This is a genomic window from Nocardioides rubriscoriae (assembly GCF_008087085.1).
GTDB classification, from domain to species: Bacteria; Actinomycetota; Actinomycetes; order Propionibacteriales; family Nocardioidaceae; genus Nocardioides; species Nocardioides rubriscoriae.
Genome location: NZ_VIYJ01000007.1, coordinates 144,872 through 160,026, shown reverse-complemented (window position 1 = coordinate 160,026; position 15,155 = coordinate 144,872). Strand labels below are relative to the sequence as shown.

General features: G+C 73.5%; 17 protein-coding genes. 3 read left to right on the top strand and 14 right to left on the bottom strand.

Annotation, left to right across the window (positions count from 1 at the left end):
* Positions 1 to 113 precede the first annotated feature (113 nt).
* From FZC61_RS13590 to FZC61_RS13565, 6 genes are read right to left on the bottom strand one after another with little or no spacing between them, the layout of a single operon-like run.
* Positions 114 to 542: a DUF2752 domain-containing protein gene (locus tag FZC61_RS13590; RefSeq protein WP_148614902.1), complete on the bottom strand. Its 429-nt coding sequence runs from the start codon at positions 540 to 542 to the stop codon at positions 114 to 116.
* A gap of 28 nt (positions 543 to 570) precedes the next feature.
* A complete protein-coding gene (locus FZC61_RS13585) occupies positions 571 to 771 on the bottom strand; it encodes an HGxxPAAW family protein (protein ID WP_148614719.1) in 201 nt (66 codons plus the stop codon).
* Between the two features lie 50 nt (positions 772 to 821).
* Positions 822 to 1,436, bottom strand: a complete 615-nt coding sequence (locus FZC61_RS13580) for a Trp biosynthesis-associated membrane protein (protein WP_148614718.1) — start codon at positions 1,434 to 1,436, stop codon at positions 822 to 824.
* Positions 1,429 to 1,794, bottom strand: coding sequence for a phosphoribosyl-AMP cyclohydrolase (gene hisI / locus FZC61_RS13575; RefSeq protein WP_211357248.1), 366 nt, complete (start codon positions 1,792 to 1,794; stop codon positions 1,429 to 1,431). The genes FZC61_RS13580 and hisI overlap by 8 nt, the downstream gene beginning before the upstream one ends.
* Before the next feature lie 49 nt (positions 1,795 to 1,843).
* Positions 1,844 to 3,709: an ABC transporter ATP-binding protein gene (locus tag FZC61_RS13570; protein ID WP_342780325.1), complete on the bottom strand. Its 1,866-nt coding sequence runs from the start codon at positions 3,707 to 3,709 to the stop codon at positions 1,844 to 1,846.
* Positions 3,706 to 5,526, bottom strand: coding sequence for an ABC transporter ATP-binding protein (locus FZC61_RS13565; protein WP_148614717.1), 1,821 nt, complete (start codon positions 5,524 to 5,526; stop codon positions 3,706 to 3,708). The genes FZC61_RS13570 and FZC61_RS13565 overlap by 4 nt, the downstream gene beginning before the upstream one ends.
* A gap of 160 nt (positions 5,527 to 5,686) precedes the next feature.
* Here FZC61_RS13565 and FZC61_RS13560 point away from each other — a divergent pair, with 160 nt between their 5' ends.
* Positions 5,687 to 6,319 (top strand): TIGR03085 family metal-binding protein, encoded by a 633-nt coding sequence (locus FZC61_RS13560; RefSeq protein WP_148614716.1) that lies wholly within the window; start codon positions 5,687 to 5,689, stop codon positions 6,317 to 6,319.
* Positions 6,320 to 6,327: 8 nt separating this feature from the next.
* Here FZC61_RS13560 and hisF read toward each other — a convergent pair whose 3' ends face one another.
* Genes hisF through hisD form a run of 7 tightly spaced genes read right to left on the bottom strand, consistent with a single transcriptional unit; the run spans position 6,328 to position 11,806 of the window.
* The gene (gene hisF / locus FZC61_RS13555) at positions 6,328 to 7,092 is read right to left on the bottom strand and encodes an imidazole glycerol phosphate synthase subunit HisF (RefSeq protein WP_148614715.1); all 765 of its coding nucleotides are present in this window, start codon (positions 7,090 to 7,092) and stop codon (positions 6,328 to 6,330) included.
* Positions 7,089 to 7,832 carry a bifunctional 1-(5-phosphoribosyl)-5-((5-phosphoribosylamino)methylideneamino)imidazole-4-carboxamide isomerase/phosphoribosylanthranilate isomerase PriA gene (priA, locus tag FZC61_RS13550; protein WP_148614714.1) on the bottom strand — a complete coding sequence of 248 codons (744 nt, stop codon included), beginning with the start codon at positions 7,830 to 7,832 and terminating at the stop codon, positions 7,089 to 7,091. The genes hisF and priA overlap by 4 nt, the downstream gene beginning before the upstream one ends.
* A 7-nt stretch (positions 7,833 to 7,839) precedes the next feature.
* Positions 7,840 to 8,169 carry a hypothetical protein gene (locus FZC61_RS13545; protein ID WP_148614713.1) on the bottom strand — a complete coding sequence of 110 codons (330 nt, stop codon included), beginning with the start codon at positions 8,167 to 8,169 and terminating at the stop codon, positions 7,840 to 7,842.
* Between the two features lies 1 nt (position 8,170).
* On the bottom strand, positions 8,171 to 8,806 hold the full coding sequence (gene hisH, locus FZC61_RS13540) for an imidazole glycerol phosphate synthase subunit HisH (RefSeq protein ID WP_148614712.1): 636 nt from the start codon (positions 8,804 to 8,806) through the stop codon (positions 8,171 to 8,173).
* Positions 8,803 to 9,411, bottom strand: coding sequence for an imidazoleglycerol-phosphate dehydratase HisB (gene hisB / locus FZC61_RS13535; protein WP_148614711.1), 609 nt, complete (start codon positions 9,409 to 9,411; stop codon positions 8,803 to 8,805). Before hisB ends, hisH begins: the two co-directional genes overlap by 4 nt.
* Positions 9,408 to 10,505: a histidinol-phosphate transaminase gene (locus FZC61_RS13530; protein WP_148614710.1), complete on the bottom strand. Its 1,098-nt coding sequence runs from the start codon at positions 10,503 to 10,505 to the stop codon at positions 9,408 to 9,410. The genes hisB and FZC61_RS13530 overlap by 4 nt, the downstream gene beginning before the upstream one ends.
* Complete coding sequence (gene hisD, locus FZC61_RS13525) at positions 10,502 to 11,806, bottom strand: histidinol dehydrogenase (RefSeq protein ID WP_148614709.1); 1,305 nt, start codon at positions 11,804 to 11,806, stop codon at positions 10,502 to 10,504. The genes FZC61_RS13530 and hisD overlap by 4 nt, the downstream gene beginning before the upstream one ends.
* Before the next feature lie 166 nt (positions 11,807 to 11,972).
* Between hisD and FZC61_RS13520 the strand changes: the two genes are divergently transcribed.
* Both FZC61_RS13520 and ybaK read left to right on the top strand, forming a co-directional pair.
* A complete protein-coding gene (locus FZC61_RS13520) occupies positions 11,973 to 12,638 on the top strand; it encodes an LON peptidase substrate-binding domain-containing protein (protein ID WP_148614708.1) in 666 nt (221 codons plus the stop codon).
* 24 nt (positions 12,639 to 12,662) lie between these two features.
* Entirely contained in the window at positions 12,663 to 13,151 is a 489-nt protein-coding gene (ybaK, locus tag FZC61_RS13515; RefSeq protein ID WP_148614707.1) for a Cys-tRNA(Pro) deacylase, read from the top strand.
* Positions 13,152 to 13,218: 67 nt separating this feature from the next.
* Here ybaK and FZC61_RS13510 read toward each other — a convergent pair whose 3' ends face one another.
* Positions 13,219 to 15,066, bottom strand: a complete 1,848-nt coding sequence (locus FZC61_RS13510) for a DUF3352 domain-containing protein (RefSeq protein WP_148614706.1) — start codon at positions 15,064 to 15,066, stop codon at positions 13,219 to 13,221.
* Between the last annotated feature and the right edge of the window lie 89 nt (positions 15,067 to 15,155).

The window sequence follows — 15,155 nt, the reverse complement described above, 5'->3', positions numbered from 1 at the left end:
ATTCCTCTTCAGCTGCACGTCAGGGGGCGTTTCCAGTGTGGCACGGTCCGTCACACCGACGGGTGACGGGCCGGCCGGTCAGCGCGTCCGGCCCGGTGGTCGACGTGCTGGGGTCAGGAGGCCAGCCACCCGAACGCCGGCACGTTGCGCAGCACGGTGAAGACGACCAGCACGACGCCGGCGGTCACGAGCAGGGGCGTGGTGAGCGGGGACGCCGCGCGCTCGGTGCCGCGCCACGCGTCGAGGACCCAGCGGCCCAGGAGGTAGACGGCCACCGGCAGGCCCACGACGAGGTAGAGGTTGCTCGACGCCGCGTCGAGCAACCGGCCGTGGGTGAGGTCGTTGACCGCGCGCAGTCCCCCGCAGCCCGGGCAGTCGAAGCCCAGGGCGCGGCTCGGGCACAGCCCCCACGAGCCACGCTGGTGCGGGTCGCGCAGCGCGAGGGCGATCGTCGCGGCCCCGAGACCGGCGATCGTGAGCAGCGGCCCCGACACGCGTCGGGCGCGGGTGTCGTCCCGCAGGGCGACCTGGGCGGGCAGCATGCTCACAGGTCGGCCGGACACAGGTCGGTCAGTGACCGGACTCGTGCAGGCCGAGCTTGGCCATCACGACGAAGAGCACACCTGCGACGACGTTGAGGCCCACGCCGACCCAGAAGATCGTGTAGTTGATCGGGTCGAGCATCAGTCCGGCGGCACCGACGGCGAAGCCGACCAGGGCCACCACCACGGCCGTCCAGGCCGCCGGGGTGTTGCCGTGGTTGTCAGACATGGGTGCTCCTCGTGCTGGTGCGTGCTCGTGCGTGGGGATCGCTGCCGAGTCTAGTGGCCGGGGTCCTCGGTCGGGTCGCGACCCTCGTCGAGGGCCTTCCACAGGTTGATGCTGGCCTGCTCCTCGACGGGGAGGCCGGACGGGCCGACCCCCTTCGCGGCGCCGGCAGCACCGGCGGGGGCGTCGTAGCGGGTGCCCATCTCGGGCCAGCCACGGACGCCGCGCACGGCCAGCAACGAGGTGGCGACGGCCCCGGCCCCCGCCAGGACTCCGACGTGGGCCCACAGCGTGCGACCGACCCCGACGTCGAGGTTGCGGAGCTCGTCGCTGACGTCGCCGGGCCGGGTCACCCAGGTGGCCAGCGCGAACCCGAGCACGGCCAGCGCGGCGAGCAGGCCCAGCCAGGCCACGGCGCGCCGTGGTCGCCCACGGCTGACCAGCACCACCCCCCAGGTCGCGAGCAGCACCAGGGCGGTCGCGGTGACCGGAGGGGCCGTGAGGTCGCCGCCGGCCGAGACGGCCGAGGCGAACGCCGCGTCCCCGGTGCCGCCGTCGTCGATCGACACCCAGGCCTGGTTGCCGGCGACCGCCGCCAGCGTGCCCGCGGCCAGGCCACCGAGCACCACGACACCGAACCGGCGGCGGGCCGCCTGCTGCTCAGCCACCCAGCAGGTCCTCGTCGAAGCAGGTGCGCGCGCCGGTGTGGCACGCCGCCCCGGTCTGGTCGACCTTGAGCAGCACGGTGTCGCCGTCGCAGTCGAGGCGGACCTCGACGACCCGCTGGACGTGGCCGGAGGTGTCGCCCTTGACCCAGTACTCACCGCGCGAGCGCGACCAGTAGGTCGCGCGGCCGGTGGTCAGCGTGCGGTGCAGCGCCTCGTCGTCCATCCACCCGAGCATCAGCACCTCGCCGGTGTCGTGCTGCTGGGCCACGGCGGGGACCAGGCCCCGGCCGTCACCACCGGGGCTGGGGTCGGGGGTGCGCTTGAGGCGCTCGGCGATCGCGGGGTCCAACGGGCTCACCGGTCCAGTAAACCCGCGGGTGCGTCGGGCTGGCGCGGCAGGTGGGCGGTCACGCAGCGCCGGGACCCTGCTGGGCCACCCAGCTGCGGTGCAGGCCGGCGTAGACACCGTCGGGGTCGGCGACCAGCTCGGCGTGCGGGCCGCGCTGCACGACGCGGCCCTGGTCGACCACGATGACCTCGTCGGCGCTCTCGGCGGTCGACAGCCGGTGGGCGATGGTGACGCTGGTGCGCCCCGACATCAGGCGCTCGAGGGCCCGGCCGATGCGCATCTCGAGCTGGGGGTCGACCGCGCTCGTGGCCTCGTCGAGGACCAGGAGGTCGGGGTCGGCGAGGTGGGCGCGCAGCAGGGCGACGAGCTGGCGCTCCCCCGCCGACAGCGACTCGCCGCGCTGGCCCACGCGGGTGTCGAGGCCGTCGGGCAGACCGGCGACCCAGTCGCCGAGGCCCAGCTCGTCGGCGCTGGCGAGGATCTCGTCCTCGGTCGCGGCGAGACGGCCGTAGCGGACGTTGGCGGTGAGGGTGTCGTCGAAGAGGAAGCCCTCCTGCGGCACGAGCACCACGCTGGAGCGCAGCGAGGTCTGGGTGAGGTCGCGCACGTCGATGCCGTCGAGCAGGACCGTCCCCTCGCTGGGGTCCATCAGCCGGGTGAGCAGCTTGGCGAAGGTCGACTTGCCCGAACCGGTCTCGCCGACGATCGCGACCCGGCGGCCGGCGTCGATGGTGAGGTCGACGTCGCGCAGCACCGGTGGACCACCGGGGTAGGCGAACCCGACGTGGTCGAACCGGACGTCGATCGGGCCGCGTGGCAGGTCGTGGCCGTCGGGGCCGGGGTCGACGAGGTCGGCGGGGGTGTCGAGGATGCCGATGACCCGCCGCCAGCCGGCGATGGCGCTCTGGGCGTCGGTGAGGATCTGCGTGCCGAGCTGGACCGGCCCGACGAACAGCGTGACGAGGAACGCGAAGGCCAGCACCTCGCCGGCGCTGATGTCGTCGGCGAAGCCGAGCCAGATGCCGACGATGAGGACGCCGGCGTTGGCCAGCCCCGCGGACAGCCCGCCGAGGGAGAACGACACCGCGGTGAACCCCTGGGCGCGGGTGCTGGCGCGCTGGTAGACGTCGACCGCCTCGTCGATGCGGGCCTGGGTGCGGGCCTCGACGGCGTAGGACCGCACCACGGAGGCCCCCACCACCGGCTCGGAGATGGCCGAGAGCATCGAGCCGACCTGACGGCGTACGACGCCGTAGGCGTCGGACAGCTTGCGCTGGAAGAAGCGCAGCGAGAGGAAGAGCGGGGCGAAGCAGACCCACACCACGAGGGCGAGCTGCCAGGAGTAGACGACCATCACGATGGTGGCGATCAGGACCTGGCCCACGCTGATCACGAACAGCAGGCCGCCGAAGACCAGGAACTGGCTGACCTGGTCGACGTCGCTGGTCACCCGGGAGACCAGGGAACCCCGGCGCTCGCTGTTCTGGGTGAGCAGCGGCAGGTCGTGGACGTGGCGGAACGCCTTGATGCGCAGCGTGGCCAGGCCGCGCTCGGAGACCCCGAACAGCCGAGAGGTCATCAGGTAGGACGCCACGCTGGTCAGCACGACCGCGCACGCGGCGACCAGCCCCATGACCACGGTGAAGGACAGGTCGGGGCCGTCGGGTCGCGACAGCCCGCGGTCGAGGGTCTGCTGGACCGCGATCGGCACCACGACCTGACCGACGGACGCCACGACGGCGAGGGCGAGGGTGCCGCGGATGCCATCGGTGAGCTCGGGCGAGTGGTGGACCCCGCGGCGGATGGTCTCGAGGGCGCCGAGGTCCTCGCCCGTGGTCATGGTCGTGCCCGAGGCCGAGGCCTTGCGGGCGCCCGACGCGGCGGTGGGCCGGGTGTCCTCGGCCAGGTCGGTCTCGGTGCTCACGCGGTCACCTCGTGGTGCTCGTAGGCGTTGACCAGGCGCGCGTAGGCCGGCGAGCGGTCGAGGAGCTCGGCGTGGGTGCCGCGGTCGACGATGCGGCCGTCCTCGAGGTGGAGCACCTCGTCGGCCAGGCCGATGGTGGCCTTGCGGTAGGCCACGACGACCAGGGTCGAGCCGGCGTCGGCGCGGCGCAGGCCGGCGAGGATGCGGGCCTCGACCTCGGGGTCGACGGCCGAGGTCGCGTCGTCGAGGACCAACAGCCGCGGTCGGCGTACGAGCGCCCGTGCGAGGGAGATGCGCTGGCGCTGCCCTCCGGAGAGCGAGGTGCCGCGCTCGCCGAGCCGGGTGGACAGCCCGTCGGGGAGGGCGGCGACGAACCCGTCGGCCTGGGCGGTGCGCAGCGCGGCCCAGATCTCGTCGTCGCTGACGTCGGCACCGAGCGCGACGTTGCCGCGCACGGTGTCGTCGAAGAGGAACGCCGTCTGCGGGACGATCGAGAGCACCTCGGCCAGGGCACCGCGCTCGAGGTCGCGCACATCGAGGCCGTCGACCAGGACGGCGCCCTCGTCGGGGTCGACCAGGCGCGTGAGCAGGGTGGTCAGCGTGCTCTTGCCGGAGGCGGTGGCGCCGACCAGGGCCACGGTGCGGCCGGGCTCGACGGTGAAGGACAGGTCGCGCAGCAGCGGCTGTTCGGGGACGTAGGAGTAGGCGAGGTCGACCACCTCGAGCCGCGCCCCACCTTCGTTCGCCGGGATGCGCAGCTCGCCGTAGGGCATCTCGCCGGTGGTCTTGAGCACGGCGTCGACGCGCCGGAACCCGACGACGCTGCGCGGGAACTCGCCGAGCAGCCAGCCGATGGAACGGATCGGGAACGACACGATCGTGAGGAGGTAGGCGACGGTGACCACGTCACCGGGCTGGGTGGCGCCGCTGGTGACCCGGGAGACCCCGACGGCCAGGACGATGAGCACGCCCAGGTTGGGCAGCGCCGCCAGGGTCGGGTCGAACGCGGCGCGGATGCGGCCGACGCGGATGTTGACGTCACGCAGCTCACGGGCCTTGGCCGCGAAGCGCTCGGTCTCCTCGCCCTCGCGGCCCAGCGTCTTGACGACCATCGCGCCGTCGAAGGACTCGTGGGCGATCTCGCTGACCTCGGCCCGCAGCTCCTGGGCGCGGGTGGCCCAGCCCTGGGCGATGCCCTGGTAGACCACGTTGGTCGCGATGACGGCCGGGAAGACCAGCAGGCCCACGACCGCCAGCACGACGTCGGCGAAGAACATCTGCACCACCGCGATCACCATCATGGCAACGGTGCCGACGGCCATCGGGAGCGGCGCGATGGGGCCCCACGCCGCCTCGACGTCGGAGTTGGCGTTGGACAGCAGCTCGCCGGTCGGGTGCTTCTGGTGCCACTCCATCGGCAGCGCGAGGTAGCGGCGGGTGACGGCGCGGCGGTAGTGGGCCTGCATGCGGTACTGCATGATGCCGGCGCCGAGACGGCGCGCCACGATGCCGACGGCCCGCAGGATCGCGACCCCGACGAAGAGGGCCAGGACGGCCAGCAGCATGTCGTTGCCGATGTCGCCGTCCTCGAAGGCGGGCAGCACGACGTGGTCGGTCGACCAGCCGAGCACCCACGCGTCGGCGACGGTGAGCGCGCCGAAGAGCACGCTGCCGATGGTCGAGACGGTGAAGATCCACGGCTCGCGCTTGATCGCGACCCAGAGCACCCGGAACCCGGCGCTCGTCGACCCGCGGCCGCGCCGGTCGGCGCCGTCGTGGTCGAGTGCCTCGTCGAGGCTCTCGGTGGTGGTGCTCACGGTTCTCCTGACTGACCGGTGGCGGGTCCGGTGGTGGACCGGACGACCGGCCCGCTCGGCAACCTGTCGCCCCGGGCAGGCTATTCCCGGGCACCGGCGTCGTGCTCATCCAGGCGGCGTCCGCACCACGCCCTGTCCGGCACGCTCCTAGGCTGGCGCCATGAGCCCGACCCTCGCCCGCCGCGAGCGCCACGACCTGTGCGACCTCGCCCTCGAGCTCGGGCCGGACGCCCCCACCCTCTGCGGCGACTGGGACGCCCGCGAGCTGCTCGCGCACCTGTTCGTCCGCGAGCACCGACCGCTCGCGGGCCTCGGCATCACCCTGCCGCCCCTCGCCACGCTCACCGACCGGGCCATGGACCGCGCGGGGCGCGACGACTTCCGCAGGCTGGTCGGCCGGGTCCGCGAACCGGGGCTGACGCCGTTCGTGCTGCGCCCGGTGGAGGTGCTCGCCAACACCCTGGAGTACGTCGTCCACCACGAGGACCTGCGCCGCGCCCAGGCCGGGTGGACCCCGCGCGTGCTCGACCCCGACGACCTCGACACGGTGTGGCGCTCGATCCGGACGGCCGGTCGGATGCTCGTGCGCGGTGCCGGGGTCCCCGTCTCGATCCGGCGCGACGACACCGACGAGGTGGCGACCCTGCGCGGGGGCGAGCCGTCGGTGACGATCACCGGACCGGTGGTCGAGCTGGTGCTGTTCCTCTTCGGCCGCGAGCAGGTGCGGGGGCTCGGGTTCAAGGGCCGCGACGAGCTCGTCGCGAGGGTGCGGGGGGCCGACCTGGGGTTGTGACCGCTGGGTCAGCGCACCGGGTGGCCGGCCTCGCGCAGCGCGCCCTTGACCTCATTGATCCGCAGGGTGCCGAAGTGGAAGACGGTGGCGGCCAGGACGGCGTCGGCACCGGCCTCGACGGCCGGGGCGAAGTGGTCGAGGCGGCCGGCTCCGCCCGAGGCGATGACGGGGACCGAGACCTCGGCGCGCACGCGCCGGACCAGCTCGAGGTCGAAGCCGTCCTGGGTGCCGTCCGCGTCCATGGCGTTGAGCAGGATCTCGCCCGCGCCGAGCTCGGCCGCCCGCGCCGCCCACGCGACGGCGTCGAGACCGGCGGACGTGCGGCCGCCGTGGGTGGTGACCTCGAAGCCGGAGTCGGTGCCCGTCGCGACCCGGCGCGCGTCGACCGACAGCACCAGCACCTGGTTGCCGAAGCGGTCGGCGATCTCGGCGACCAGCTCGGGGCGGCGGATCGCGGCGGTGTTGACCGCGACCTTGTCGGCGCCGGCGCGCAGCAGCCGGTCGACGTCGTCGACGCTGCTCACCCCTCCCCCGACCGTCAGCGGGATGAACACCTCCTCGGCGCACCGCGAGACGATCTCCATGGTCGTGGCGCGACCCTCGTGCGAGGCGGAGATGTCGAGGAAGGTCAGCTCGTCGGCGCCCTCGGCGTCGTAGGTGCGGGCCAGCTCGACCGGGTCACCGGCGTCGCGCAGGTCGAGGAAGTTGATGCCCTTGACGACCCGGCCGGCGTCGACGTCGAGGCACGGGATGACCCGAACGGCCAGGGTCATGCCGGCGCCCCCTTGGTCAGCGCGAGGGCGTCCTGGAGCGTGAAGCGGCCCTCGTAGAGCGCGGTGCCGGCGATGGCGCCCTCGACGCCCGCGTCGACCAGGCCCATCAGGGCCTCGATGTCGGCGAGCGTCGACACGCCGCCGGAGGCGATGACGGGGCGGTCGGTCGCGGCGCACACGTCGCGGAGCAGGTCGAGGTTGGGGCCCTGGAGCATGCCGTCCTTCTGCACGTCGGTGACGACGTAGCGCGCGCAGCCCTCGGCGTCGAGGCGGGCCAGCGTCTCGTAGAGGTCGCCCCCGTCCTGGGTCCACCCGCGCGCGGCGAGAGTGCGGCCACGTACGTCGAGGCCGATGGCGATGCGGTCGCCGTGCTCGGCGATGACCTTGGCGCACCAGTCGGGGTCCTCGATGGCGGCGGTGCCGATGTTGACCCGACGGCAGCCGGTCGCCAGCGCGGACGCCAGCGACTCGTCGTCGCGGATGCCCCCGCTCATCTCGACGTCGATGTCGAGCGCACCGACGATCTCGGCCTGCAACGCACGGTTGGAGCCCCGGGCGAACGCCGCGTCGAGGTCGACGAGGTGGAGCCACTCGGCGCCGGCGTCCTGCCAGCGCCGGGCCGCGGCGACCGGGTCGCCGTAGACCCGCTCGGACCCGGCGACGCCCTGGGCGAGCTGGACGGCACGACCCTCGGTGATGTCGACGGCGGGCAGCAGCTGGAGGTAGGGGGCAGCACTCACGGGGCGTTCACTTCCGGTTGAGGATCGACACGACGATGGGGGCCACGAGCACGCTCAGCAGCAGGAACAGGGTCCGGGCCGCCCACTGGTCGGTGCCGAGCCAGACCAGGGCGTTGAAGGCGATCACGAACGCCACGACGAGCCCGGTGCGTTGGCGACGCCGAGCCGCCAGCGAGCCGCTCTCGACCGGCGCGGGGCGCGGCACCCAGCCGGTGAGCACCTGGCGCCGCGCCTCCCGTCGGGCCCGCCGGGCGGCGGCGGCCGCGCGCTCCTCGGCCGCCTCGGCGGCCAGGCGCTCGCGCTCCTCGCGGCGGCGGGCCCGCTGTCCGGCCGCCACCTCAGAGTCCTTCGACCCAGTTGCGCAGCAGCGCCACGCCGGCGTCGCCGGACTTCTCGGGGTGGAACTGGGTCGCGCACAGCGGACCGTTCTCGACCGCGGCCACGAACCGGTCGCCGCCGTGCTCGGCCCAGGTGACCAGCGGCTCGCGGGTGTGCCCGGTGGTGACGAGGTCCCACGAGCGGGCGGCGTAGGAGTGCACGAAGTAGAACCGCTCGCCCTCGACGCCGCGGAACAGGCCGGTGCCCTCGGGCACCTCGACGGTGTTCCAGCCCATGTGGGGCACGACGTCGGCCTGCAGCCGCGTCACGGTGCCGGGCCACTCGTCGCAGCCGTCGGTCTCGACCCCGTGCTCGACGCCGCGACCGAAGAGCACCTGCATGCCCACGCAGATGCCGAGCACCGGGCGACCACCGGCGAGGCGGCGACCGATCAGGCGGTCGCCCTTGACGGCGCGCAGCCCGGCCATGCAGGCGGCGTAGGCCCCCACCCCGGGTACGACGAGCCCATCGGCCTCCAGGCCCGCGTAGAAGTCGCTGGTGAGCGTGACGTCGGCCCCCGCACGCTCGACGGCGCGCACCACCGAGCGGAGGTTGCCCGAGCCGTAGTCGAGGACGACGACGTCCTTGCCGTTCAGAGGGCACCCTTGGTGGAGGGGATGCCCGTCTCGCGGGGGTCGATCGCGACGGCGTCGCGGAACGCCCGGGCGAACGCCTTGAACTGGGTCTCGACGATGTGGTGGGGCTCGCGGCCCGCCAGCACCCGCACGTGGAGCGCGAGGTGGCCGTGGAAGGAGATCGACTCGAAGACGTGCTGGGTCAGCGAGCCGAGGTAGGACACCCCGGAGCCGCCGAGCTGCACGTAGGCCTGTCCCTCGGGCTCACCGGTGTGCACGCAGTAGGGACGGCCGGAGACGTCGACGACGGCCTGGACCAGCGCCTCGTCGAGCGGCACGGTGGCGTCGCCGAAGCGGCGGATGCCCTGCTTGTCGCCCAGCGCCTGGCGCAGCGCCTGGCCCAGCGCGATGGCGGTGTCCTCGACCGTGTGGTGGGCGTCGATGTGCACGTCGCCCTCGGTCTGCACCGTGAGGTCGACCAGGGAGTGCCGGGCGAACGCGGTGAGCATGTGGTCGTAGAAGCCGACCCCGGTGGAGACGTCGTGGCGGCCCGAGCCGTCGAGGTCGACCTCGACGACGACCTTCGACTCCGAGGTCTGTCGCTCGACGCGCGCGGTGCGGGTCATGGAAGCTCCTTGAGGGTGTGGGTGAGGGCGTCGCGGAACTCCGCCATCTCGTCGGCGGTGCCGACCGAGACGCGCAACCACCCGTCGGGTCCAGTCTCGCGGATCAGCACCCCGTGATCGAGCAGGTTCTGCCACACCGCGTGGCGGTCGGCGAAGGTGCCGAAGAGCACGAAGTTGGCGTCGGAGTCGGCGACCTCGAGGCCCTGCTCGCGCAGCCAGGTCACGGTGGCATCGCGCTCGGCGCGCAGGTCGTCGACCCGGCCGAGCAGCTCGGGGGCGTGGCGCAGCGCTGCGAGCGCGGCGGCCTGGGTGACGGTCGACAGGTGGTAGGGCAGCCGGACGACGCGGATGGCGTCGCAGATCGCGGGGTCGGCGGCGAGGTAGCCCAGCCGCAGGCCGGCCCCGGCGAACGCCTTGCTCATGGTGCGGGTGACCACCAGGTTGCGGTGGGCCGGGAGCAGGGCCAGCGCGGACGGCACGCCCTCGCGCCGGAACTCGCCGTAGGCCTCGTCGACGACCACGATCCCGTCGTCGCCGACGGTCTCGCACAACGCGCTCACGGCGTGCTGCGGCAGGGCGGTGCCGGTCGGGTTGTTGGGCGAGGGCAGCAGCACGACCGACGGGCGCTCGGTCTCGATCAGGGCGCGGGCCGCGTCGAGGTCGACGCTGTAGTCGCTGGCCCGGTGCCCGGCCACCCAGCGGGTGCTGGTGTCACGGGCGTACTCGGGATACATCGAGTACGTCGGGGCGAAGCTCACGGCCGTGCGGCCCGGTCCGCCGAAGGCCTGCAGCAGCTGCAGCATGATCTCGTTGGAGCCGTTGGCCGCCCAGACCTGCTCGGGCGCCACGGCGGTGCCTCCCCCGTCGGGCGTCAGGTACGCCGCCAGGGCGGTCCGGAGCGCGAGGAACTCGCGGTCGGGGTAGCGGTTGAGGGTGGTCGCGGCGTGGGCCACGGCGGTCGCGATGTCGGCGACGACCGCGGATGAGGGGCCGTAGGGGTTCTCGTTGACGTTGAGCTGGACGGGCACGTCGAGCTGGGGGGCGCCGTACGGCTCGATGCCGCGCAGCTCCTCCCGCAGGGGAGGCCAGGTCATCGCGGGAAACGCACCCGGACGGACTCGCCGTGGGCCGGGAGGTCCTCGGCCTCGGCCAGGGTGATCACGTGGTCGGCCACCGCCTGCAGGCCCTCGCGGGAGTAGTCGACGACGTGGATCGACTTGGTGAAGTTGCGCACCGAGAGGCCGCTGCTGTGGCAGGCGCACCCGCCCGTGGGCAGCACGTGGTTGGACCCGGCGCAGTAGTCGCCCAGGGCCGTCGGGGCGTGGTCGCCGACGAAGATGGCACCCGCGTTGCGGATGCGGCCGGCGACCGCGGCGGCGTCGCGGGTGTGGATCTCGAGGTGCTCGGCGGCGTAGGCGTCGGCCACGGCGACGCCCTGGTCGAGGTCGTCGACCAGCACGATGCCCGACTGGCGACCCGACAGCGCCTCGCGCACCCGCTCGCTGTGCTTGGTGGCGGCGACCATCGTGTCGAGGCGCTCCTCGACGCGCGCGGCGAGCTGCTCGGAGTCGGTGATCAGCACGGCCCCGGCGAGGGGGTCGTGCTCGGCCTCGGCGACGAGGTCGGCTGCGACGTAGTCGGCGTCGGCGCTGTCGTCGGCGAGGATCGCGACCTCGGTCGGACCGGCCTCGGAGTCGATGCCGATCTGGCCCTTGAGCAGTCGCTTGGCCGTGACGACGTAGATGTTGCCCGGCCCGGTCACCAAGTCGACCCGGGCGCACGGCCCGACGCCGTAGGCGAACATCGCGATGGCCTGGGCGCCGCCGACGGCGTAGACCTCGTCGACGCCGAGCAGGGCGCAGGCGGCGAGGATCGTCGGGTGCGGCAGGCCGCCGAACTCCTGCTGCGGCGACGAGGTCAGGGCGATCGACGGCACGCCGGCGACCTGGGCGGGCACGACGTTCATCAGCACCGTGGAGACCAGCGGCGCGAGGCCGCCCGGGACGTAGAGGCCGACCCGGCCGATGGGCACCTTGCGGTGGACGACGCGCGCCCCGGGGCCGAAGTCGGTCGTGACGTCGTGCTCGAGCTCGCGCTCGCTGGCCGCACGCAGCCGGGCGATCGACTCCTCGAGCCCGGCGCGGATGTCGGGGTCGAGCTGCTCGAGGGCCTGGGTCAGGGCCTCTGCGGGGACGCGGATGTCGTCGGCCTCGACGCCGTCGAAACGACGGCCGTAGTCGAGGATCGCCTCGAGCCCGCGGGTGCGCACCGACTCGCAGATCTCATGCACCGCCGGGACCGCCGCCTCGATGTCGAAGTCGGCTCGGGGCACCACGGCTCGGTAGTCGTCGGCGGACGCCAGGGTGGTGCCGCGCAGGTCGATGCGACGGATCATGGGGCCAGTCTAGGAGGGCCGGGCCCACCCCTCCGCGCGGGTCGCGCGGTGTGGGACCGACCGCTCCCGGCCGGGCTGCCGGCCGCACCCGTCCTCTGGGGCACGTCTGCCCCGAGGGGGCCGATCGTCGCCCATCGGGGTGACGGTCGCGTATAGGTTGGCCCCCGTGACCGTCGAGCTGCCGATGTTCCCGCTGAACTCGGTGCTGTTCCCCGGGCTGAGCGTCCCCCTGCGGGTCTTCGAGGACCGCTACCGCGCGCTGGTGCACCACCTGCTGCGCATCGAGGACCCGACCGAGCGGGTCTTCGGCTCGGTGGGCATCCGCGAGGGGTACGAGGTCGGCGACCACGGCGCGCAGTCGTTGTTCCGGGTGGGGTGCAAGGCGCTGCTGACCGAGGTGGAGGCCAACGCCGACGGCACCTTCGACGTCGTCGCGGTGGGCCTGAGCCGCATCCAGCTCGACCGGCTCGACACGACCGGGCTCTTCCCGGTGGGTCACGTGACCGACCTCGCCGAGCCCGACGCCGGCGTCGGCGAGGACGTCCTCGAGCGGGCGCGGGCGACCTTCACCGCCTACCGGCAGGCCCTCTCGGAGATCCGGTCCGACCCCTACGAGGGCACGCTCCCCCGCGACGCCAACTACCTGTCGTGGACGCTCGCGGCCTGTGCGCCGCTGCCGTTGCAGGAGCGCCAGGCCCTGCTCGAGGCCGACGACGCCGAGACCCGGCTGATGCTGGTCACCGACCTGCTGCGCTCCGAGCTGCGGGCCATGAACGTCATCGCCTCGCTGCCGGCCACCGAGGTGGCCCGCACCCGGTGGAGCCCGAACTAGGTCTCACCCGCCCGAGGAGCACGCATGGCCAGGAAGCAGCCCGCAGGGACCCCTGCCACCCTCGCACTGGTGCGGGCCGGCGTGGCGTTCGAGGTGCGTGAGTACCCCCACGACCCGCGCGTGACGTCGTACGGCGCGGAGGCGGCGCAGGCCCTCGGGGTCGACCCGGCCCGGGTCTTCAAGACGCTGCTCACCGACGTCGACGGGCGTCTGGTCGTCGGTGTCGTGCCGGTCACCGGCCAGCTCGACCTCAAGGCGCTCGCCCGGGCGGTCGGCGGCCGCAAGGCGCAGCTGGCCGACCCTGCGGCCGCCGAGCGCGCCACCGGCTACGTCGTCGGCGGCATCTCGCCGCTGGGCCAGAAGCGGGCGCACCCCACCGTCGTCGACGAGTCTGCGCTCGAGCACCCCACGGTCCTGGTCTCGGGCGGGCGCCGCGGGCTCGACCTCGAGCTGGCCCCCCAGGACCTGGTCGCGCTCACCGCGGCCGCCACCGCTGCCATCGCCCGCCCCTGACGCCGTCGACCCGCCGCCCCGGGGTGCGGGGCGACGGGTCGGCCCTCGTGCTCGTGGTGGGTGGGCGTCAGTCGGTGGTGATCCGGAAGACGCTGTGCGACACGTCGTCGTCATCGGTCCACGCCGACAGGCCCAGGGCCCGCAACGGCGCGACGTTGGCGAGCACCTCGGGGTCGCCGCCGTCGGACTGCACGGCACGCTCGAGCCAGTCCCCCTCGTCGAAGTCGACGTAGAGCACGGCAGCGGCGTCGCCGGACTCGGCGACGACGTCCTGGTAGGTGTCGCTGTCGCCGAGGTCACCGCCGTCGATGAGCTTCTGGGACCACTCGTCGGAGAAGCCGGCCACGACGTGGTCGTCGTCGGTCTGGTAGGCGAACGCGTCCTTGACCCCGGCGCTGATCGCCGGGTCGGTCAGGAGCCGGTCGATGATCGAGGTGATGGCGTCGGGGTCGCCCTTGACCTTGATCCCGACGGGCTGGTCGTCGGGGGCGTCACCGTCGAACGCCGCGGGGTCGAAGTCGCCCCCGATCGCGATGGCCGCCGACTCGCCGGCCAGCGTCTCGGCGTCCTCGGGCAGCTGGAGCCCGGTCTGCTCCTCGATCGCCTGCAGGCCGTCCTCGACGTCGAACAGACCGCCGCCGAAGGAGTCGAGGTAGTCGGTGAGGTTGGTGAACCACCCCTCCTCGAAGCCGACGCCGAGCGCGATCGCGGTGTCGTCGGGCAGCCCGGCGACCACGTCGTCGCCGCGGTCGGAGCCGTAGACCTTGTCGAGGCCCAGGTAGTCGGCGCTGGAGGCCGACTCGACCTCGAGGCCGCCGTCGTCGAAGCGGATCGTCACGGCCGCCCCGCCGAAGTCGGCGAAGGAGTCCTGCAGGGCCTTGACCGACTCGTCGGCGGTGTCGTCGGACGGCGACTCGGTGCAGTCGGTGGAGTAGTCGGAGAAGTCGTCGGAGAAGTCGGACCCGTCCCCCGGCACGGCCTCGGAGGAGCTCGAGCACGACGAGACACCCACCGGGAAGGTGCCGAGCGCGTCGGCGATGAACTTCCCGGCCCGGGGGGCGAGGTAGGCCGACACGATGCCGGGGTCACCGGCGGCGTCGGTCCACTTCTGGTAGGCGTCGTCGTCGGACAGCGGGGCGTCCTGGGCGGCGTCGGTGACGGCCTCGGCGATCTCGGTGCTCTGGGCGATGACGACCCAGTCACCCTGGATCGACCACCCGCCGCTCGTGTCGGAGGCCCCTTCAGACCCGTCGGGCCCCGACTCGCCGGCCGCGCAGTCCTTGAGCTTGGTGAGGCCGGCGTCGGCGGCGTCCGCGTCGTCGATCTGGACCACGCCGACCGGGGCGATGCCGACGCTGTCGGGGGCCAGCGCCTTGCCGACCTCGACCGCGGCCACGCCGAACCGGTCACCGAGCCAGGGCTCGATGTCGTCGCCGAAGTCGACCCCCGGGCAGGCACCCTCGTCCTGGACGTACTCGAACAGCTTGGCGCGCAGGTCGTCGTCGGTGCCGATGTCGACGTTGTCGTCGAAGGCCGGGAACTTCTTCAGCGTCTCGAGCGCCTCGAGCTTCTGCTTGCCACTGGGGTCGAGGTCGACGCTGACGTAGCCGATCGTCGAGTCGGGCAGCGCCTCGGCAGGCTGCGGGCCGGTCGCGAACGCCAGCTGGTAGACGGCGAAGGCGCCGCCGGCCACCGCAGCCAGTCCGACCACGCCACCGCCGACGAGCAGGCCCCGACGCCGACCGCGGCCCGTACGGGGCGGGCCCGACGGCGGCATCGGTCCACCGTGGCCGCTGTCGAGGAACTCGGGGCCGCCTCCCGGCGGCGGACCGAGGGGCGGGCCGGTGGGGGGTCCCGTGGGCGGACCCGTGGGCGGACCGGCGGGCGGACCCGTGGGTGGGAGGTTGCTGGACATGGCCTGACCCTCTCTGGGGCGTGTGCCGCGCTGCTCGAGGTCAGCGCGGCACGTAGGAGTCGAACGGGTGTGTGACGCTGCCCTACCCC